Here is a 20,041-nt window from a genome sequence, read left to right as displayed (position 1 = left end):
CGGGCACAGACCCACAGTAATCAGCCAGGCTCACAAGGCCCTGCCATACGGAGACAGACAACATGAATGCACCGCTGCCCGCGCACATTCGCAAGGCCCTAGAGACGGTCACGCTCGACGACAAATACTCACTCGACTACGGCCGGGCCTTCATGAGCGGCGTCCAGGCCCTCGTCAAGCTGCCCATGCTGCAGCGCCTGCGGGACCAGCAGGCCGGCAAGAACACCGCCGGCTTCATCAGCGGCTATCGCGGCTCTCCGCTCGGCGGCTATGACCAGGCCCTGTGGAAGGCCAGCAAGTTCCTCAAGGAACAGAACATCGTCTTCCAGCCCGGCGTGAACGAAGAGCTGGCCGCCACCGCGCTGTGGGGCACCCAGCAACTGGGCTTCTCCCCGCAGGGCACCAACAAGTTCGACGGCGTCTTCGGCATCTGGTACGGCAAGGGCCCGGGCGTGGACCGCTGCTCCGACGTGTTCAAGCACGCCAACATGGCCGGCACCACCGAGTACGGCGGCGTGATCGCGGTGGCGGGCGACGACCACATCTCCAAGAGCAGCACGGCCGCGCACCAGAGCGACCACATCTTCAAGGCCTGCGGCACGCCGGTGTTCTTTCCGGCGAACGTGCAGGAAATCCTCGACCTAGGCATCCACGCCTTCGCGCTGAGCCGTTTCTCGGGCGTGTGGTCGGGCATGAAGACGATCCAGGAAATCGTCGAATCGAGCGCCACGGCCATGATCGACCCCGAGCGCGTCGAGATCGTCATCCCCACCGACTTCGAAATGCCGCCCGGCGGCCTGCACATCCGCTGGCCCGACCATGCGCTCGAGCAGGAAGCCCGGCTCATGCACTACAAGTGGTACGCAGCGCTGGCCTACATCCGCGCCAACCGGCTGAACCACAACGTCATCCAGGGTCCGAACGACCGCTTCGGCATCATGGCCAGCGGCAAGGCCTTCAACGACACGCGCCAGGCGCTGATCGACCTGGGCCTGGACGACGCGGCCTGCCGCCAGCTCGGCATCCGCCTGCACAAGGTGGGCGTGGTGTGGCCGCTGGAAGCGCAGCTCACGCGCGAGTTCGCCACCGGCCTGCAGGAGATCCTGGTGGTCGAGGAAAAGCGCCAGGTCATCGAATACCAGCTCAAGGAAGAGCTCTACAACTGGCGCTCCGATGTGCGGCCCAACGTGGTCGGCAAGTTCGACGAGGGCGAGGTGCACGCGGCCGAGGGCTACTCCGGCGGCGAATGGTCGATGCCCAACCCGACCGCCCACACGCTCCTACGCGCCAACGCCGACCTGAACCCCGCGATGATCGCCAAGGCCATCGCCGGGCGGCTGCGCAAGACCGGCCTGCTGGCCGCGGCCGGCGCCGACATGGCCGCGCGCATCGACGCCCAGCTCGCCATCCTCGAGGCCAAGGAGCGTTCGATGGTGGTGCAGCAGGCCTCCACCAGCGTGGTCGACGCCACGCGCCAGCCCTGGTTCTGCTCGGGCTGCCCGCACAACACCAGCACCGTGGTGCCCGAGGGCTCGCGTGCGATGGGCGGCATCGGCTGCCACTTCATGGCGACCTGGATGGACCGCTCCACCATCGGCTTCACGCAGATGGGCGGCGAGGGCGTGCCGTGGGTGGGCCAGCAGCCCTTCACCACCGACCAGCACATCTTCGCGAACCTGGGCGACGGCACCTACTTCCACAGCGGCCTGCTCGCCATCCGCCAGAGCATCGCGGCCGGCGTGAACATCACCTACAAGATCCTCTACAACGACGCGGTCGCCATGACCGGCGGCCAGCAGGTCGGCGAGCGGCCCGAAGGCCACTCGGTGCTGCAGATCGCCGAGAGCCTGCATGCCGAAGGTGCGGTGAAGGTCGTGATCGTGACCGATGAGCCCGAGAAATACGAGGGCGTGAGCATCCCGGGCGACCATGTGCAGGTCAAGCACCGCGACCTGCTGGACGACATCCAGCGCGAGTTCCGCAAGATCCCCGGCACCACGGCCATCATCTACGACCAGACCTGCGCCACCGAGAAGCGCCGCCGCCGCAAGCGGGGCACGGCCGTCGATCCGGCCAAGCGCGTGGTCATCAACGAACTGGTGTGCGAAGGCTGCGGCGACTGCAGCGTGCAGAGCAACTGCCTGAGCGTGGAGCCGCTGGAGACCGAGTTCGGCCGCAAGCGCGCCATCAACCAGAGCAGCTGCAACAAGGACATGAGCTGCCTGAAGGGCTTCTGCCCTAGCTTCGTCTCGGTCGAGGGCGGCCAGCTCAAGAAGAAGGGCAAGAACAAGGCGGCCACGCCGGCGGAGTTCGGCCTGATGCCCGAGCCGGCGATTCCGTCGCTCGCGGGCGGCAAGGTCTGGGGCGTGGTGGTGGCGGGCGTCGGCGGCACCGGCGTGATCACCATCGGCCAGCTGCTGGGCATGGCCGCGCACATCGAGGCCAAGGGCATCGTCACGCAGGACGCGGCCGGCCTGGCGCAAAAGGGCGGCGCCACCTGGAGCCACGTGCTCATCGGCGACACGCAGGACGACATCCGCACCACGCGTGTCGGCACCGCGGCGGCCGACCTGATCCTGGCCTGCGACCCGCTGGTCACGGTCAACGGCGAAACCATGGCGCGCATGCGCGAAGGGCGCACGCACGTGGCGCTCAACAGCCACAGTTCGCCCACCGCCGCCTTCGTGCGCAATGCCAACTGGCAGAACCCCGAGGACGCCTGCGCCGCCGAGATCGCGCGCGCCGTGGGCATCGACGCCATGGGCACCTTCGACGCCGATGCCGCCGCCACCACGCTGATGGGCGACAGCATCTACGTCAACCCGATGATCCTGGGCTACGCCTGGCAGAAGGGCTGGATCCCGCTGGAGCACGAGTCGCTCATGCGCGCCATCGAGCTGAACGCCGTGGCCGTCGAGAACAACAAGACGGCCTTCGAGTGGGGCCGCCAGGCGGCGGTGCGGCCCGAAGAGCTGCAAAAGCGCGTGCGCCCCGGCCAGATCATCGAGTTCAAGAAGCGCGAATCGGTCGAAAGCCTGGTGGCACGCCGCGTGGAGTTCCTGACCGGCTACCAGAACGCCGCCTACGCCGACGAATACAAGCAGTTCGTGGGCAAGGTGCAGCGGGCCGAGGCGGCCGTCGGCAAGAGCACGGCGCTGACCGAGGCGGTCGCGCGCTATCTGTTCAAGCTGATGGCGTACAAGGACGAGTACGAAGTCGCCCGCCTGCACACCGACCGCGCCTTCCTCGAGCGCATCGAAGGCATGTTCGAGGGTGACTACAAGCTCAACTACCACCTGGCGCCGCCGCTCATCGCCAAGAGGAACAGCAAGGGCCAGCTGCAGAAGCAGAAGTTCGGCCCCTGGATGCTCACCGGCTTCAAGCTGCTCGCGAAGCTCAAGGGCGTGCGCGGCACCGCGCTCGACATCTTCGGCCGCACCGAGGAGCGCAAGACCGAGCGCGCGCTGATCGGCGAGTACCGCGCCAGCATCGAGGAAGTGATCGGCGCGCTGCGTGCCGACAACCACGCGCTGGCGCTCGAAATCGCCGGCCTGCCGGAGCAGATCCGCGGCTACGGCCACGTCAAGGATCGCAACCTCGCGGCCGCCCGCAGCCGCTGGAGCGAGCTGATGGGCAAGTGGCGCAATCCGCAGGCGCAGCGCGCGGCCGCCTGATTTTTTCGGTGCATTCCCCCTGCAAAGAGCGCCCCGAGGGCGCTCTTTGCTATTGAAAACGTAGCGCCGAGCCGGCGGGTCGAGTCACCCGAAAGCCCTCCCCACCGCGCCGGATAAGGGCGTGGAGCAGTCACCGGCGCCGAATACAATGCCCGGTGCTGTGCGCGGCCAAGCCCCGCCGAGCTTTGACTTGCGGCCCCAATTCCCTTCGTGGCCGCGAAGCCATGAGGAGCGTCGGGACCGGCCCGCCTTCCTCTCGTTTTCTCTTCCCTCTGCTGGAGACTCTCTTGTTCATTTCCTCTGCTTTCGCCCAGACCGCGCCCGCTGCAGCCGGCGGCGGTGACATGTTGTCCTCGCTCGGCAGCATGCTGCCTCTGGTGCTGATGTTCGTGGTGCTGTATTTCGTCATGATCCGCCCGCAAATGAAGCGCCAGAAAGAAGCGCGCGCCATGATCGAGGCGCTGGCCAAGGGCGACGAAGTCGCCACCGCCGGCGGCGTGCTCGGCAAGATCACCTCCCTGAACGACCAGTACCTGGGCCTCGAGATCGCCAACGGCGTCGAGATCAAGATCCAGCGCAGCGCCGTGGTGCAGGTCCTGCCCAAGGGCGCCGTCAAACAATAAAAGCGTGCGCCGAGCCTTGCGCTTTGCAGCGCAGGGCCCCAAGTCACGCGGTGTTCCCTCTTCTGAAAAGCTTGAGAAAAAGCGCCCGCTCATGAACCGTTACCCGGTCTGGAAGTACACGATCATCGTGATCGTGTTGCTCGTGGGGCTCATCTACGCCCTGCCCAATTTCTTCGGTGAGGCGCCTGCGGTGCAGGTGTCGGCGGCCAAGACGGTCGTCAAGGTCGACGCCTCCACCCAGACCCGGGTCGAGGAAGCGCTCAAGGCCGCCGGCCTGACGCCCGACCTGATCACCCTGGACGGCACCTCGCTGCGTGCCCGCTTCGCCACCACCGACGACCAGCTCAAGGCGCGCGACGCCGTGCAGCGCGCTTTGGTGCCCGACGCGAACGATCCGCCGTACACGGTGGCGCTCAACCTGGTGTCGCGCTCGCCCAAGTGGCTGACCGCGCTGCACGCCTTCCCGATGTACCTGGGCCTGGACCTGCGCGGCGGCGTCGACTTCCTGCTGCAGGTGGACATGAAGGGCGCGATCGACAAGAAGGCCGAGTCCTTCGCCAGCGACCTGCGCACCACCTTCCGCGACAAGAACATCCGCGGCACCGCGGTGAGCCGCAACGGCCAGACCGTCGAGGTGAGCTTCCGCGACGCGGCCTCGCTCGACGCGGCCAAGCGCCTGATCCAGGACCAGTTCCAGGATCTCTCCACCACCGACAGCCAGGACGGCAGCAACTGGCGCCTCGTGGCCAGCATCAAGCCCGAAGCCGCCCGCCGCCTGCAGGACGCCGCGCTCAAGCAGAACATCACCACGCTGCACAACCGGATCAACGAACTCGGCGTGGCCGAGCCCGTGATCCAGCAGCAGGGCCTGGACCGCATCGTCGTGCAGCTGCCCGGCGTGCAGGACACCGCCAAGGCCAAGGAAATCCTGGGCCGCACCGCCACGCTCGAAATGCGCATGGTGGACGAAAGCGCAGAAGGCCGCGCCGCCGAACTGGGCGGCGGCCCCGTGCCCTTCGGCTCCGAGAAATTCCTCGACCGCCAGGGCCGCCCCGTGATCGTGAAGAAGCAGGTGCTCGTCACCGGCGAGAACCTCACCGACGCGCAACCCGGCTTTGACCAGCAGAGCAACCAGCCCAAGGTCGACCTGACCATGGACGCCAAGGGCGGCCGCATCATGCGCGACGTCAGCCGCGAGAACTACAAGAAGCGCATGGCCATGCTGATCTTCGAGAAGGGCAAGGGCGAAGTGCTCACGGCCCCGTCGATCAACGGCGAACTCGGCAACCGCTTCCAGGTCTCGGGCTCCATGACCGTGGTCGAGGCCAACGACCTCGCGCTGCTGCTGCGCGCCGGCTCGCTGGCCGCGCCCATGGAAATCATCCAGGAACGCACCATCGGCCCGACGCTGGGCGCCGACAACATCGAAAAAGGCTTCAAGAGCGTGATGTACGGCTTCCTGGCGATCATGGTCTTCATGTGCGCGTACTACGCACTGTTCGGCCTGTTCTCCTCGATCGCGCTGGCCGTCAACCTGATGCTGCTGGTGGCCATCCTCTCGATGCTGCAGGCCACGCTCACGCTGCCCGGCATCGCGGCCATGGCCCTGGCCATCGGCGTGGCCATCGACTCCAACGTGCTGATCAACGAGCGCGTGCGCGAAGAACTGCGCAACGGAGCGTCGCCGCAGGCAGCCATCCATGCCGGCTACGAACGCGCCTGGGGCACCATCCTGGACTCCAACGTGACCACGCTGATCGCGGGTATCGCGCTGCTGGCCTTCGGCTCCGGCCCGGTGCGCGGCTTTGCCGTGGTGCATTGCATCGGCATCGTCACCTCGATGTTTTCCGCCGTGTTCTTCTCGCGCGGCCTCGTGAACTTCTGGTACGGCCAGAAGAAGAAGCTCAAGACGGTGTCGATCGGCACGGTCTGGCGGCCCAACACCGACGGCTCGGCCGTGGCCACCAAGTAAAGGTCTAGGACAAGCGTCATGGAATTCTTCCGCATCCACAAGACCATTCCGTTCATGCGCCACGCGGTGGTGCTGAACATCGTCTCCGTCGTCACCTTCGCGCTGGCGGTGTTCTTCCTGTTCCACCGCGGGCTGCACCTGTCGGTGGAGTTCACGGGCGGCACGGTGATCGAGGTCGCCTACGAGCAGTCGGCCGACATCGGCAAGGTGCGCGACGCCGTCACCAAGCTCGGCTACCCCGAGGTGCAGGTGCAGAACTACGGCACCTCGCGCGACGTGCAGATCCGCCTGCCGGCCCAGAAGGGCATGAGCTCCGACCAGCAGAGCGCGCAGGTCATGCAGGCGCTGAAGTCGGTCGACCCGTCGGCCACGCAGCGCGGCATCGAGGTCGTCGGACCGCAGGTCGGCGAAGAGCTGACCACCAACGGCCTCAAGGCCCTGGGCATGGTGGTCGTCGGCATCATGATCTACCTGGCGTTTCGCTTCGAGTGGAAGTTTGCGCTGGCTACCGTGCTGGCCAACCTGCACGACGTGGTGATCATCCTGGGCTTCTTCGCCTTCTTCCAGTGGGAATTCTCGCTGGCGGTGCTGGCGGCGGTGCTGGCGGTGCTGGGGTATTCGGTGAACGAGTCGGTCGTGATCTTCGACCGGATCCGCGAGAACTTCCGGCGCTACCGGAAGATGACGACCACCGAGATCATCGACAACGCGATCACCTCGACCATCAGCCGGACCATCATCACCCACGGCTCCACCCAGCTGGTGGTGCTGTCGATGTTCTTCTTCGGCGGCCCGACCCTGCATTACTTCGCCCTGGCGCTGACCATCGGCATCTGCTTCGGCATCTACTCTTCCTGCTTCGTGGCGGCGGCCATTGCCATGTGGCTCGGCATCAAGCGCGAAGACCTGGTCAAGGGTGGCCCACCCAAGCGCGACGGGGAATCCGGAGACGACCCGAACGCCGGGGCCGTCGTCTGACGGATACTTCAGGTTTGAATCAAGCGGCCGGGGCCGCGCACTCTCCACACTTGTGCGGTTGCGCATCCCGATGCAAGCTCGCGGTTGTTGCCGTTAAACCGAACACCCAGGCCTTTCCGACTTTTCAATGAGCATTGCGCGGTCCGCTTCTTCCCTGCAGCTCGCTCGCGAGACGCGTGAGCGTTTCGTGACGGCCACGGAAGGCGCGATCGTGCCGCTGGCCCGCGCGATCCGCGACCGGCTGACCACGCTGGCCTCCGAAGCCGGCAACGCCCGCGCCATGCAGGAGCACCGCGACGACTTCGTGGCGTTCCAGGGGCAGGGCACCCGCTGGGTGTCGCTTGCGCAGACCGGCTGGCGCAAGGCGCTGGCATCTTCCGGCGGCGGCGCGGCGGCCACGTCCTCGGCGCTGCGCCTGGAGCTCATCGGCGACGAGGAGGTCGAGAGCAACATCCTCTCGTCGCGCCTGGCGCAAGTGATCCACGACAAGGCCAGCTTCGAGCTGAGCGACCTGCGCCTTCGCATCCAGCACCTCGAAGGCACCACCGAGCTCGACGCCCGCGACGTGCTCAGACCCGAGACGCTGGCCAAGCTGCTGGTCGAGCAATGGCTCGGCGCGGGTCTGAGCCGCGGCATGTGGACCCGGGTGCAGGACACCGTGCACCAGGCGCTGGTCGACGTGATCGTCAAGGCCTACAAGGACGCCAACGTGTTCCTGGTCGCCAACGGCGTGATGCAGGAGATCGATCTGAAGAGCTTCGTGCGGCGCACGGGCAGCGGCGGCGGCGGTCCTGGCGGCACGGCCACGTCGGGCGGCCCGATGGCCCGCGACAGCAGCATGTCCGGCGGCCCCCACAGCGCCCAGCGGCCCGGATTCGGGTTCGAAGGGTCGGTGCCCTCGGCCGCGGCGCCGCCGGCGACCACCGGCGGCTCGCCGCTCATGATCGCGCGGCAGCGCGCGCAAACCGCGCTGCTCAGCCTCAAGCGCTTCGTGACCGCGCGCATCGGCGGCGACACGGGCGGCGGCGGCGCGGGGCACTACCAGGCGGCGAACCCGGACGGGCGCGCCACCGATGTCGGCGCAGGTGGCGGTGGCGGCGTGGGCGGCGGCCCGACGGTTCCGCGCGTGTTCTCGCGCACCTTCGCCGGTGCCATCGCCGATGCCGAAGTCGCCTACCGCATGGCCGCCACCCAGTACATGGACGCGCCCGGCGAGCAGGCCACGCTGATGCAGCAGACCGCCGTCGACCTGCGCAAGCGCACCGCCGAACTGAAAAAGCGTGCACCGACCACCGCCGACAAGGCCACGGTCGAGATCGTCGCGCTGATGTTCCAGGCCATCCTGGCCGAGGAGCGCATTCCTTTTTCGGCACGCGTGTGGTTCGCGCGCCTGCAGATGCCGGTGCTGCGCGTGGCCATCGCCGAGCCCGAGTTCTTCGGCACCCTGCAGCACCCCGCGCGCATGCTGATCGACCGCATGGGCTCGTGCGTGATGGGCTTCGACGCCGCGGCCATCACCGGTAGCGCGCTCGAAGGCGAGATCCGCCGCGTGGTGCAGGTCATCGAGCAGTACCCCGAAACCGGCCAGCGCGTGTTCAAGCTGGTGTTCGACGAATTCGTCGCCTTCCTCAACCGCTACCTGACGCAGAGCGACACCACGCAGCGCGTGATGAGCGTGGCGCAGCAGGTCGAGCAGAAGGAAACGATGGCGATCCAGTACACCATCGAGTTGCGCAAGATGTTGAACGACATGCCGGTGCGCGACGAGATCCGGGAGTTTCTCTTCAAGATCTGGGCCGAGGTGCTGGCCATTGCCGCGCTGCGCTACGGCGCGCAGGGCGAGCAGACGGTCATGCTCAAGCGCGTGGCCTCCGAGTTGGTGTGGGCCGCCAGTGCCAAGCCCAATCGCACCGATCGCGCCCGCGTCATCCAGGACCTGCCGCAGCTGCTGCAGCGCCTGCGCCAGGGCATGGCGCTGCTGGGCATCGTCGACGAGCCGCAGGAAGCGCACATCAAGATCATCGGCGCCACCTTGTCCGACGCCTTCATGTCGAAGACCGAGGCGATTCCGCAGGCCAAGATCGAAGCCATGGCCGAGCGGCTGACGCACCTGGAAGACTTCGTGACCGACGTCGGCGGTGCCTCCGACCTGCCGCTCGACGCCCACAGCATCGAGCTGCTGCTCGGCGTGGACGCGGCTTCGATCGAGGTCATTCCCGATGCCGCCGGCGCCAAGGTGGCCGAGGACATGCTCGCCTGGGCGCATGAGCTGCAGGTGGGCAACTGGTTCATGCTCGACCACAACGACCGGGTGAGCCAGGTGCAGTTCGTGTGGCGCAGCGACCGCAAGCAGCTGCACCTGTTCGCCTCGGCGGACGGACGCAGCTTCCTGATCCAGGCCGGGCGGCTGGCCATGTATCTGCAGGCCGGCCTGCTGGTGCCGGCCGAGGAAGAAACGCTCACCGTGCGCGCCACGCGCGAAGCGCTGGCCAAGCTGGACGCCAACCCGGAGCGCCTGCTGAACTAGCCGGAAGGCGAGCTCAGTGGGCCGTGCGCCCCTCGCGGCTCTCGCAGAGTTCGTCGAGCACCAGCGCATCGGGCTCGATGCCGGTGCTCCAGTGGACCATCAGCACGATGATCTTCAACTCGTCGATCGCGACCGGATCGCCCGGCGCCGCCATCGCCCGCTCGACCACGATCTCGCGCAGCCCGCAAGGCAGCACGTTCGACGATTCGAGAAAGCGGATGAAGCCCAGGCACTCGGCACCGAGGTGGTCCTGCTCGGCCTGGGAATAGACGCGCATGGCGTCGTCGGATTGGGGCAGGGCTGCTTCGGGTGCACCACCCAGCGTGACGGTGGCCGAGGCCGCGTCGTCGGCGTGGTGCTCGATCTGCATGCCTTGCGTTGCAAGGCTCAGGCCGTCGAGCCAGTGAAGGGCTTCGCGGATCTCTTCTGCCTCGAAGCCGTGCGCACTGAGCTTGCGGCCCAGCTGTTCGGGTTCGGGGCATGCATCGCCGCGCCAGTAGTTCTCGTAGACAAAAACAAGTACTTCGAACATGCGCACCAATATAGCCCAGGAAGTGGCTGCTCGCCCCCGGGCTTCATGCACTTCACATCACTTTTCCTCTCCACGCGAACGGACAGTCGAGTGGACGCGGATCGGCTAGCTGACGGCCGATCGCTGGAAGAGTCCGCCGGGCAGGCGCGAGACATGGCCGTCGAGTTCGAGCGATAGCAGCTTGGCCTGCAGCGCCGCCGCGCTCCAGCCGGTACGGGCGCTCAGCGCATCGAGGCTGACCGGGTCGAAGCCCAGGGCCTCGAGCAACGGGGCCTCGGCCGACGGTGCCTGCGTTTCAGCGTCGGCGGCAGTGTGGCTGCCGTTGCCATTGCCGCTCTTGCGCTGCGATGCGGACGACGCGCCGCCCGCGAGTTGCAGCGGCGGCAGCTCTTCGAGGATGTCGTTCACCGACTCCACGAGCTTGGCGCCCTGCCGGATCAGCGCGTGGCAGCCGCGCGATTGCGGCGAATGGATCGAGCCCGGTATCGCGAACACTTCCTTGCCTTGCTCCGAAGTGAGCCGCGCGGTGATCAGCGAGCCCGACTGCAGCGCCGCCTCGACCACCAGCGTGCCGCGCGCCAGCCCGGCGATCAGCCGGTTGCGCTTCGGAAAATTCTGCGTGAGCGGCGGGGTGCCCAGCGGCAGCTCGCTCACGATCAGGCCCTGCAGCGTGATGCGGTGCGCCAGGTCGCGGTGCCGCGCCGGGTAGACGCGGTCGAGCCCGGTGCCGACCACGGCGACCGTGGCCAAGCGGGGCTCGTCGCCAGCTGCGTCGGCCGCGTCGAGCGCGCCTTGGTGCGCCGCGCCGTCCACGCCCAGCGCCAGCCCCGACACCACCGGCAGGCCGGCTTCGCCGAGCGCCCGCGCGAAGCTGCGTGCATTGGTGGCGCCCTGCGGCGTCGGGTTGCGGCTGCCCACCACCGCGATGCTGTGGCCCAACTGCGTCAGGTCGTAGTCGGCGGCGCCGAGCACGTAGAGCATCGGCGGCGGGTCGGCCATTTCGAGCAGCGAGGCCGGGTAGCCGGCATCGCCGAGCGTGACCAGCCGGCGCCAGTTGCCGTTGTCGGTGTTGTGCAGCCATTGCCAGGTCAAATCGATCTGGGCCTGGAGGTTGGCGGGCGGCTGCTGCAGCGCTTCGGCCTGCGCGAGCGACACCACTTCGCGCAGCGCATGCGCCGGCTGCGCGAAGACGCGTTCGGGCAACCCGAACGCCGCAAGGAGCCGGCGAGCGGTGCCATCACCGATGCCCGGCGTCAGTGAAAGTCGCAGCCAGCCTGCGAGTTCTGCGCGTTCCAAACGACGAATGTGCGAAAGAGCCGGAGCCGCAGGTCAGGGATTGACGAGGAAGTCGCCGGCGCGCGGAGTGTCGTTGATTTCGAGCACCAGCGCGTAGGACACTTTCTCGAAAGTGCGGAACACCATCAGCAGGCCGATGCGTTCGTTGGGCAGCTTGATGGTTTCCTTGCGGGCGCCCGTGCGGTCGAGGATGGTCTCGCCGTTCTTCAGGATGGCCAGCACGTGGCCGTTGTCGATGCCGTCGCGCGTGCCCTTGTTGATGGCCACCACCTGGTTCTGCGCCGCGAACTGCACCGCGTTGCCGTAGACCGAGATGATGCGGCCTTCGACCTGCGTCGAGGGCGCGCGCGGCACGTAGCTCAGCAGCTGGCGCGGCGGCTCGGGCAGCAGGCGGTCGCCGGCGCGGATTTCCTCGCGCGACGCGATGATGTCGACGGTGGCGGGCACGACCGTGATGACGTCCTTGTCCTCGACCGTCTCGACCGTGGTCGACTCGCCGCGCTGCAGCCGGGCCTTGCCCAGGTACTGCGCCTCGTAGCCGAGGATTTCGCCCGTGCCCGGGTCTTTCAGCGGGGTGGCGCTGCGGAACACGCGGAAACTCTGCACCGGCCCGGGGGCCTCGAGCAGCGGCGAATTGGCGTTGCCGCGCGCATAGGCGCGGTCGCCGCGCGACAGCAGAACCCGGTTGTCGTTGCCGGCCACGATGCGCGGCGCGCTGTCGAGCGTGTCGGCGTCGACCACGATCGGCTCGCTCAGGAAGGGCTCGATGATGCTCGGGTTGAGCGTGGGCAGCGCCATGCCGGCCAGCGAGTCGAAGCGGGTGCGCGGCGACAGCTTGATGGTGCCGCCGTCGCCGCTGAAGCCGCCGCGGCGGGTGGTCGTGAGGCGGGCGCGACCGCCGGTCTTGTCCAGGTAGAGCACCTGGCCGGGGTAGATGCGGTGCGGGTTCGCGATCTCGTTGATGTTCATGCCCCACAGTTCCGGCCAGCGCCAGGGGCGCAGCAGGTACAGGCGGGAGATGGCCCAGAGGGTGTCGCCGGGCTTGATGGTGTATTCGTCGGGCGCGTTGGGCGCCAGTTCGCTCAGCGGCACGCCGGTCTGGGCGGTCTGCTGGGCGGTGGCGCGCTGCTGCGGCGTGACCGGGTAGTTCTGGGCCCAGGCCGTCGTGGCGCCGCAACTGCCAAGCACCGCCAGGGCGGTGAGCGTGGCAAGAAAGGGGGGGCGCTGGCGTTCAGCTGATCTGAGCTTTTTCATGTCTGGATGGGTGAGCGCGCGACGTATCGCTGCGCATACGAATCTCACAATTTGCTACGAATTCTGCGCTGAAGCCCTTGGCAGGGCAACGTTTTCGGGCCTGCGGGGCCCGTCGCGTCGCGGAATTGGCGAAAATAGCCACAACTTCCCCCCGATTTCATGGCCAAACGAATCATTCTGAGTTACCCGGACAAGCGCCTGCACACGGTGGCCAAGCCGGTGCAGGGCGTCGACGCGCGCATCAAGGCGCTGGTGGCCGACATGCTGGAAACAATGTACGACGCCAACGGCATCGGCCTGGCAGCAACCCAGGTCGACGTGCATGAGCGCCTCGTCGTCATCGACGTGTCCGAGGAACGCAACGAGCCGATCGTGCTCATCAACCCCGAAATCACCTGGGCCAGCGACGAGAAGGTGCTGAACGAAGAGGGCTGCCTCTCGGTGCCCGGCATCTACGACGGCGTGATGCGCTCGACCTCGGTCAAGGTGCAGGCGCTCGACGAGAACGGCGAGAGCCGCAGCATCGAGGCCGACGGCCTGCTGGCCGTGTGCATCCAGCACGAACTCGACCACCTGCTGGGCAAGGTGTTCGTCGAATACCTCTCCCCCCTGAAGCGCAACCGCATCAAGAGCAAGCTGCTCAAGCAGCAGCGCGAAGAACTGCGGGAACGGGCCTGAACATGACGATGAAGCGCGGCCTTCGCACCTTCGCGACCCTGGCGGTCTTCGCGGCCGCAGGCCTGGGGCTGGCCGGCTGCGCGAATGAACCCACGCGCGTACAGCCCGGCGCCTCGGCCGCCGAAACGCTGCAGCGGCTGGGCGCGCCCACGGGCCGCTATCCGCTCAATGGCGGCGGCGAGCGGCTGCAGTACTCGCGCATGCCCGCCGGCTTCGAGGTGACCGACATCGACGTCGACGCCACCGGCAAGGTCGTCTCGGTGACGCAGGTGCTCAGCGAGGCGCGCTTCGGCCAAGACATCAAGGTCAACCAGTGGCGCCAGGACGATGTCATGGCCTTCTACGGCCGCCCCTATGAAATCTCCCGCGTCAGTTCCTTCGACGGTGCCGTCTGGACCTGGCGCTACAAGGCCGTGAACGAGCGCCGCATGCTGTACATCTACATCGATCCGACCGGCGTGGTCCGGCGCTATCACACGGGGGACGATCTCGAGCTCGATCGGATCCGCGATTGAGCCGCCTGCGCGTCGTTTTCGCGGGCACGCCCGAGTTCGCTCGCGTCGCCCTGGAGGCCATTGCCGCCGCCGGCCATGAGATCGTGCTGGTGATGAGCCAGCCCGACCGCCCCGCCGGCCGCGGCATGAAGCTGCAGGCTTCCCCCGTCAAGCAGTGCGCCGTGTCCAATGGCTGGCCGGTGGCCCAGCCGCGCAGCCTGCGCCTGGACGGCAAGTACCCGGACGAAGCCTCGGCCGCGCGCGACACCCTGCTGGCCGCGAAGCCCGACGTGATGGTCGTCGCCGCCTACGGCCTGATCCTGCCGCAGTGGGTGCTCGACCTGCCGGCGCACGGCTGCCTCAACATCCACGCGAGCCTGCTGCCGCGCTGGCGCGGCGCCGCGCCGATCCACCGCGCCATCGAGGCGGGCGACACGCAGACCGGCATCACCATCATGCAGATGGACGCGGGCCTGGACACCGGCGACATGCTGCTGCGCGAGTCGCTGGACATCGGCGACGACAGCACCGCGTGCCTGCACGACCGCCTGGCCGAGCTGGGCGGGCGCATGATCGTCGAGGCCTTGGCGAACATCGGCGGCCTCGTCCGCACGCCCCAGCCCGCCGAAGGCATCACCTACGCCCACAAGGTCGAGAAGCACGAAGCGCTGATCGACTGGACCCTGCCGGCCGACGCCATCGTGCGGCGCATCCGCGCCTTCGACCCGTTCCCCGGCGCCAACAGCCCGCTCGACGGCGAGACCATCAAGCTCTGGGCCGCCCACGCGGCACCGGCCGCCGGGGCCTCGGCCACGCCGGGCACGATCCTGGCCGTCACCGACGCCGGCGTGGCCGTGGCGGCTTCCGGCTCGACAGTCACCATCACCGAACTCCAGCGCGCGGGCGGAAAGCGCCTGCCCGTGGCCGATTTCCTGCGCGGCTTCGACCTGAAGCCCGGGCAGGTGTTCGGCTGATGTTCCTGTCGACCGCCATCCGTTCGCGGCCCGAGTTCCGGGCCGGCGTGCGCGACATGTCTTCCGTGGCGCTGGGCATCGGCGCCTGGGGCCTCATGACCGGCGTGGCCATGGTCAAGTCGGACATGAGCGTGATCGAGGCCGTCGCGATGACCCTGCTGGTCTACGCGGGCAGCTCGCAGCTGGCGGCCATTCCGCTGCTGGCGGCGGGCGCGCCGGCCTGGGTGATCCTGGCCACCGGCTTCTGCGTGAACCTGCGCTTCGTCGTGTTCAGCCTGCACCTGCGCCCCTACCTCATGCACATGCCGCGCTGGCGCCGCATGCTGCACGGCTATCTCACGGCCGACATGAGCTATGCGCTCTTCACCAAGAAATACCAGAAGCCGCCGCTCACCATTGCCGAGCAGCAGTCGCAGGAGGCCTACCTCACCGGCAATTACTTCGTGACCTGGTGCGCCTGGATGGGCATGAGCATGCTGGGCGTCGCGCTCGCCAATTTCATTCCGCAGAGCTGGGGGCTGGGCTTCGCGGGCGTGCTGAGCCTGGTGGCCATCGTGTGCTCGATGGCGACGACGCGGCTTCGCGTGCTGGCCGCGCTGATCGCCGGCGCCACCGCCGTGGCCGCCTACGCGCTGCCGCTGAAGCTCAACATCGTGGTCGCCATCGGCGTCGCGGTGCTGCTGTGCTTCTGGCTCGAAAAGCAGTTCGGGCTCGACCCCACCGCGGAGGACGACAAGTGAGCGCCGCCCGGCCGCCCGAAGGCGCTCGCCCCCTCCGGCTGGAGGGGGGAGGCGAAGCGGCGCGGAGTGCGCGAAGCCTGGGGGAGGCCATCCGATGAGCGGCACCACCGACCTGTGGACCCTGGGCGTGATCGTCGGGCTGGCGCTCGTCACCGTGCTGACGCGCTGCTTCTTCTTCATCCTCGACCGCCCCTGGGGCCTGCCCGAGTGGGCGCACCGCGCGCTGCACTACGCGCCGGCCGCCGCGCTCGCGGGCGTGATCGCGCCCGAGATCGTCATGACGCAGGGCCACCTCATCGGCACGCTGCACGACGCCCGCCTGTATGCGGCGGTCGTCGGCGCGGCCTACTACTACTGGCGGCGCGGCGTGCTCGGCACCATGCTTGCCGGCATGGCGGTTTACCTGCCGCTGCACCTGGGCCTCGGCTGGTAGTTCGCGTCTTCAGTCGAGTTTCACGCCGGCTGTCTTGATGATGTTGCCCCAGCGCTCGCTCTCGGCGCGCGAGAGCTTGTAGAAGTCCTGCGGCGTGCCCGGCAGCGCCTCGAAGCCGAAGTCCGCGAACAGCTTCACCACCTTCGGCGCCTTCATCGCCTTGTGCAGTTCGGCGTTCAGCCGCGCGACCGCTTCCGGCGGCATGCCGGCCGGGCCGATCAGGCCGTGGAAGGCGTAGGCGTTGACATCGGGGAAGCCGGCCTCGACGAAGGTCGGCACCTCGGGCAGCGCATTGGCGCGCTGCGGCAGCGCGATGGCCAGCACCCGCACCTTGCCCGACTTGATGATCGACAGGCCCGAGGCCAGGTCCAGCATCATCACCGGCACCTGGCCGCCCATCACGTCGGACATGGCGGGCGCGGCGCCCTTGTACGGCACGTGCACGATGCTCAGGCCGGCCTTCTGCTTGAACAGCTCCATCGCCATGTGGTGCGGCGAGCCGTTGCCCGGCGACGCATAGCTGACCTTCTCGGGGTTGGCCTTCACGTAGCGCACGAACTCCGCCACGTTCTTCGCGGGAAAGTCGGGGTGCACCACCAGCGCCACCGGGAAGCGGCCGATGGTGCCGATGTAGGTGAAGTCGGTCGCGGGCTTGTAGGGCAGCTTCACGAACATGTGCTCGTTGAACAGCAGCGCCGCGTTCTCGGCCTGCATGACCGTGTAGCCGTCGGGCTTGGCCTGCATCATCACCGACACGCCGATGTTGGTCGACGCGCCCGGCCGGTTGTCGATGATCAGCGGCTGCCCCAGCGAAGGCTGCATCGCCTCGGCCAGCGAGCGCGCGAGGTTGTCGGTGCCGCCGCCGGCCGCGTACGGCACGATCCACTTGATGGGCTGGCTCGGGTAGGCCGCCGGCTGCGCCGATGCGAGGGTGGTGGCCAGCGCGAGGGCCGCGGCCAGCAGGGGAAGGAAGCGTTTCATCATGTCTTTTGTCTCCGTTGCTTGTCTTGAATCTCGAAATCGGTTGGGGTCAGGTCATTCGCCGCGCAGCACCTGCCAGAGCTCGCGGTCGCGCTCGGCGGTCCACACCACCGGGTGCTCGATGCCGCGCAGCTCGTCATAGGCGCGCGACACGTCGAAGGGCAGCACGTGCTGGAACACGGGCCAGTTGCCGAAGCGCGGCGTCATGGCCGCCTCGGCGCGCGCGAAGCAGCCCTTGAGCGTGTCGCCCGCGGCGATGCCGGCCTTCACGCTGTCCAGCAGCGTCGAGAGGAATGCCTTGGTCAGTCCGATCGCCTCGGCGCAGGCGGCTTCGTCCTGCAGCACCGCGCCACGGCCCGGCACCAGCACGCGCGGGTTCAGCGCGCGCACCGCGTCGAGCGTGCCGGCCCAGTCGCCGATGTAGGCGTCGCCCGCGTACACGCCGCAGTGGTTCTCGACCACGTCGCCCGAGAACAGCACGCCGCAGTCGGGCAGCCAGGCGACGGTGTCGCCGCTCGAATGGCCGCGGCCCAGCGCCATCAGCCGCAGCTCGCGGCCGGTGCCGGGGCGGGGGCCGAGCCACAGGCTCATCTCGCCCTGGAAGCTCGTCGTCGGGAAGGTCAGGCCCGGGATCTCTTCCACGCCTGCGAACAGGCGCGGGAAGCGGCCCACTTCCGAATCGAAGTCGGCCTGGCCGCGCGTGCGGATCCAGTCGAGCGTGCCGTTGCTCGCGATGATCTGCTCCACCTCGCCGAAGGCGCTCGCGCCCATCACGCGCACCGCGTGGTAGTGGGTGAGCACGATGGTCTTGATCGGCTTGTCGGTCACCGTGCGGATGGCCGCGAGAAAGTCGCGCGCCATGCGCGGCGTGGGGCGCGTGTCGATCAGCACCACCTGGTCGTCGCCGACCACGAAGCCGCAGTTGGGGTCGAAGTCGCTGATGTAGCCGTAGGCACCGGGCGCGAGCTCGCGCAGCCGGGGCTTCTGCTCGCGGGTGTCCGAGGCGGAAGCGAAAGAAACGTTGGCGGTCATGGTGTGGGGTCGGTCGTGGGGTTGTCTTCGGCGGCCGCGCGGATGCAGGCCAGCAGCACCTCCTGGTCGGCGCACTGGTTGGCCAGCAGCAGCACGAGGCGAGCATTCAGGTCGGCGCTGTGCGCTTCGCTCAGGCCCTCGTGCGCGGCGAGCAGGGCGGCATAGAAGCCGTCGGGGTCGGGGATGCGGGGCGCTGTGTTCATGGGGTCTTGTCGTCGTGGGCGAGCGCGGTGCGTGCCGCGGATGCGATGGCTTGCGGCGTGGCGTTCGAGAGCAGGGCGGCGCGGTAGGCGTCGGGGCGCACCAGCGCGAAGCCGCCCGCGCCATCCATGCCGAGATGGGCCGCCAGCCTGTCGTCGGGCCGCAGCGTGGGCAGGCCGCTCTCGCCGCCCACGGCCAGCAGGCGCAACGGCAATGCGGCGGTGGCGTCGAGGGCGGCCAGCGCCTGCTCGCGCGTCGGCGCGAACCACAGGCCTATGCATTGCGTGCCTTCGGCCAGCAGCTGCATCAGCGTCGTCTCGCGGCCGTCGGCCCAGTGCAGCGGCAGGTTCTGCACCGTGCGCGCGCCTTCGGGCAGCACGGGCGCGGGCGGGTAGTCGTTGGCGACCGACATGCGTCCGGTGTTGACCAGCGCCCGCGCGAACGGATGGCGCGCGGCCAGCGCCACCACGGCGCGGCGCAGCGTGTGCTCGGCCGGCGAGCGCGGCGCGAGGAAGCGCGCCGAGCGGCTCGTCACCTGCAGGTTCTGCCTGGCGGCCGGCTGCCTTTCGGCGTCGTAGCTGTCGAGCAGCGCGTCGCCGGCCTTGCCCTGCGCGGCCAGCGCGAGCTTCCAGCCGAGGTTGGCCGCGTCCTGGATGCCGCTGTTGCCGCCGCGCGCGCCGAAGGGGCTCACCACGTGCGCCGCGTCGCCGATGAAGAACACACGGCCGTGCCTGAAGCTGTCCAGCAGGTGGTCGCGGTAGCCGTAGGGCCCGATCCACACGAACTCGAACTCCACGTCCGGCCCCAGTTGCTCGCGCAGCCGCGCGCCGGCCACCTCGGGCTTGCTGATGTAGGCCGTGTCGCAGTCTTCCGGCATCTGGTAGTCGATGCGCCACACGCCGTCGGCCATCAGGTGCTGCCACACGCCACGGCCTTCGTTGAAGGGCGCGTCGACCCAGGTCCAGCGCTCGGTCGGCAGCGGTTTCTTGAAGCGCACGTCGCTGATGCACCAGCGGTCGGTGCTGCGCGACGAATGCGCCTCGATGCCCAGCTGCGCGCGGATCGGGCTGTTGGCGCCGGTCGCGTCGATCAACCGGTCGGCCTCGATGGCGTAGCTGCCGGCGGGCGTCTCGATCTCCAGGCGCACGCCGTCGGCCATTTGCTCGACGCGCGTCACGCGGCTCTTCCAGCGCACGTCGGTCATGCCCAGCTCGAGGATGCGATCGACCAAGAACCACTCGACGTAGAACTGCTGCAGGTTGATGAAGGGCGGCTGCCTCGAGACGCTGTCGGTCTGCAGGTTGAAGTTGTAGACCTCCTGTTCGCCCGAGAAGGTGCGCCCGAACGACCAGGTGATGCCCTTGGCCGCGATGCGTTCGTAGATGCCCAGGCGCTCGAAGATTTCCAGGCTCTTCTGCGCATAGCAGATGCCGCGCGACGAGGCGCCGCGCACGCCCACGGTGTCGTCTTCGTCCAGCAGCACCGCATGCACGCCGCGCTGCGCGAGGTCGCAGGCCAGCGTGAGACCCGAAGGGCCGGCGCCGACGATCACGATCGGGTGGCGTACGAGCTTCGCGCTGTTCAGCTCGGGCGGGGGCGTGAAGGGCCAGACCGGCAGCTCGTAGGCCGGTGCGAATGCAAAGTTTTCCATG

General features: G+C 68.3%; 17 protein-coding genes. 10 read left to right on the top strand and 7 right to left on the bottom strand.

Going from position 1 to position 20,041, the window contains the following annotated elements; genetic code table 11:
- The first annotated feature begins 62 nt into the window (after positions 1 to 62).
- The 5 genes from L3V85_RS32375 to L3V85_RS32355 all read left to right on the top strand — a co-directional run bounded on the left by L3V85_RS32375 (position 63) and on the right by L3V85_RS32355 (position 9,774).
- A complete protein-coding gene (locus L3V85_RS32375; RefSeq protein WP_237676672.1) occupies positions 63 to 3,674 on the top strand; it encodes an indolepyruvate ferredoxin oxidoreductase family protein in 3,612 nt (1,203 codons plus the stop codon).
- 287 nt (positions 3,675 to 3,961) lie between these two features.
- Positions 3,962 to 4,297 (top strand): preprotein translocase subunit YajC, encoded by a 336-nt coding sequence (yajC, locus tag L3V85_RS32370; protein WP_062478234.1) that lies wholly within the window; start codon positions 3,962 to 3,964, stop codon positions 4,295 to 4,297.
- 91 nt (positions 4,298 to 4,388) lie between these two features.
- A complete protein-coding gene (gene secD / locus L3V85_RS32365) occupies positions 4,389 to 6,269 on the top strand; it encodes a protein translocase subunit SecD (RefSeq protein WP_237676671.1) in 1,881 nt (626 codons plus the stop codon).
- An 18-nt stretch (positions 6,270 to 6,287) separates the two neighbouring features.
- On the top strand, positions 6,288 to 7,247 hold the full coding sequence (gene secF / locus L3V85_RS32360) for a protein translocase subunit SecF (protein WP_237676670.1): 960 nt from the start codon (positions 6,288 to 6,290) through the stop codon (positions 7,245 to 7,247).
- 127 nt (positions 7,248 to 7,374) lie between these two features.
- Complete coding sequence (locus L3V85_RS32355) at positions 7,375 to 9,774, top strand: DUF1631 family protein (RefSeq protein ID WP_237676669.1); 2,400 nt, start codon at positions 7,375 to 7,377, stop codon at positions 9,772 to 9,774.
- A gap of 13 nt (positions 9,775 to 9,787) precedes the next feature.
- Here L3V85_RS32355 and L3V85_RS32350 read toward each other — a convergent pair whose 3' ends face one another.
- From L3V85_RS32350 to L3V85_RS32340, 3 genes are all read right to left on the bottom strand, one after another.
- A complete protein-coding gene (locus L3V85_RS32350) occupies positions 9,788 to 10,306 on the bottom strand; it encodes a DUF494 family protein (RefSeq protein ID WP_237676668.1) in 519 nt (172 codons plus the stop codon).
- Between the two features lie 105 nt (positions 10,307 to 10,411).
- Positions 10,412 to 11,602, bottom strand: a complete 1,191-nt coding sequence (gene dprA / locus L3V85_RS32345; protein ID WP_237676667.1) for a DNA-processing protein DprA — start codon at positions 11,600 to 11,602, stop codon at positions 10,412 to 10,414.
- Between the two features lie 33 nt (positions 11,603 to 11,635).
- Positions 11,636 to 12,856 (bottom strand): LysM peptidoglycan-binding domain-containing protein, encoded by a 1,221-nt coding sequence (locus tag L3V85_RS32340; RefSeq protein WP_237676666.1) that lies wholly within the window; start codon positions 12,854 to 12,856, stop codon positions 11,636 to 11,638.
- Positions 12,857 to 13,015: 159 nt separating this feature from the next.
- Between L3V85_RS32340 and def the strand changes: the two genes are divergently transcribed.
- The 5 genes from def to L3V85_RS32315 all read left to right on the top strand — a co-directional run bounded on the left by def (position 13,016) and on the right by L3V85_RS32315 (position 16,175).
- Positions 13,016 to 13,534 (top strand): peptide deformylase, encoded by a 519-nt coding sequence (gene def / locus L3V85_RS32335; RefSeq protein WP_237676665.1) that lies wholly within the window; start codon positions 13,016 to 13,018, stop codon positions 13,532 to 13,534.
- A gap of 2 nt (positions 13,535 to 13,536) precedes the next feature.
- Positions 13,537 to 14,049 carry a hypothetical protein gene (locus L3V85_RS32330; RefSeq protein WP_237676664.1) on the top strand — a complete coding sequence of 171 codons (513 nt, stop codon included), beginning with the start codon at positions 13,537 to 13,539 and terminating at the stop codon, positions 14,047 to 14,049.
- Positions 14,046 to 15,002, top strand: a complete 957-nt coding sequence (gene fmt, locus L3V85_RS32325) for a methionyl-tRNA formyltransferase (protein ID WP_237676663.1) — start codon at positions 14,046 to 14,048, stop codon at positions 15,000 to 15,002. The genes L3V85_RS32330 and fmt overlap by 4 nt, the downstream gene beginning before the upstream one ends.
- A complete protein-coding gene (locus L3V85_RS32320) occupies positions 15,002 to 15,742 on the top strand; it encodes an AzlC family ABC transporter permease (RefSeq protein WP_237676662.1) in 741 nt (246 codons plus the stop codon). Before fmt ends, L3V85_RS32320 begins: the two co-directional genes overlap by 1 nt.
- Positions 15,743 to 15,836: 94 nt before the next feature.
- Positions 15,837 to 16,175, top strand: a complete 339-nt coding sequence (locus L3V85_RS32315; RefSeq protein WP_237676661.1) for an AzlD domain-containing protein — start codon at positions 15,837 to 15,839, stop codon at positions 16,173 to 16,175.
- A 9-nt stretch (positions 16,176 to 16,184) separates the two neighbouring features.
- Here the strand turns inward: L3V85_RS32315 and L3V85_RS32310 are convergent, their stop codons facing one another.
- From L3V85_RS32310 to L3V85_RS32295, 4 genes are read right to left on the bottom strand one after another with little or no spacing between them, the layout of a single operon-like run.
- Positions 16,185 to 17,156 (bottom strand): Bug family tripartite tricarboxylate transporter substrate binding protein, encoded by a 972-nt coding sequence (locus tag L3V85_RS32310; protein WP_237680696.1) that lies wholly within the window; start codon positions 17,154 to 17,156, stop codon positions 16,185 to 16,187.
- Between the two features lie 54 nt (positions 17,157 to 17,210).
- Positions 17,211 to 18,188 carry an MBL fold metallo-hydrolase gene (locus L3V85_RS32305; RefSeq protein ID WP_237676660.1) on the bottom strand — a complete coding sequence of 326 codons (978 nt, stop codon included), beginning with the start codon at positions 18,186 to 18,188 and terminating at the stop codon, positions 17,211 to 17,213.
- Positions 18,185 to 18,391, bottom strand: a complete 207-nt coding sequence (locus L3V85_RS32300; RefSeq protein ID WP_237676659.1) for a DUF2783 domain-containing protein — start codon at positions 18,389 to 18,391, stop codon at positions 18,185 to 18,187. The genes L3V85_RS32305 and L3V85_RS32300 overlap by 4 nt, the downstream gene beginning before the upstream one ends.
- Complete coding sequence (locus L3V85_RS32295; RefSeq protein ID WP_237676658.1) at positions 18,388 to 20,040, bottom strand: FAD-dependent monooxygenase; 1,653 nt, start codon at positions 20,038 to 20,040, stop codon at positions 18,388 to 18,390. The genes L3V85_RS32300 and L3V85_RS32295 overlap by 4 nt, the downstream gene beginning before the upstream one ends.
- Position 20,041: the final 1 nt, after the last annotated feature.

Source organism: Variovorax paradoxus, assembly GCF_022009635.1.
Classification (GTDB): Bacteria; Pseudomonadota; Gammaproteobacteria; order Burkholderiales; family Burkholderiaceae_C; genus Variovorax.
The sequence above is the reverse complement of the archived record's forward strand: the minus strand, read 5'-3'. Positions and strand labels throughout refer to the sequence as shown.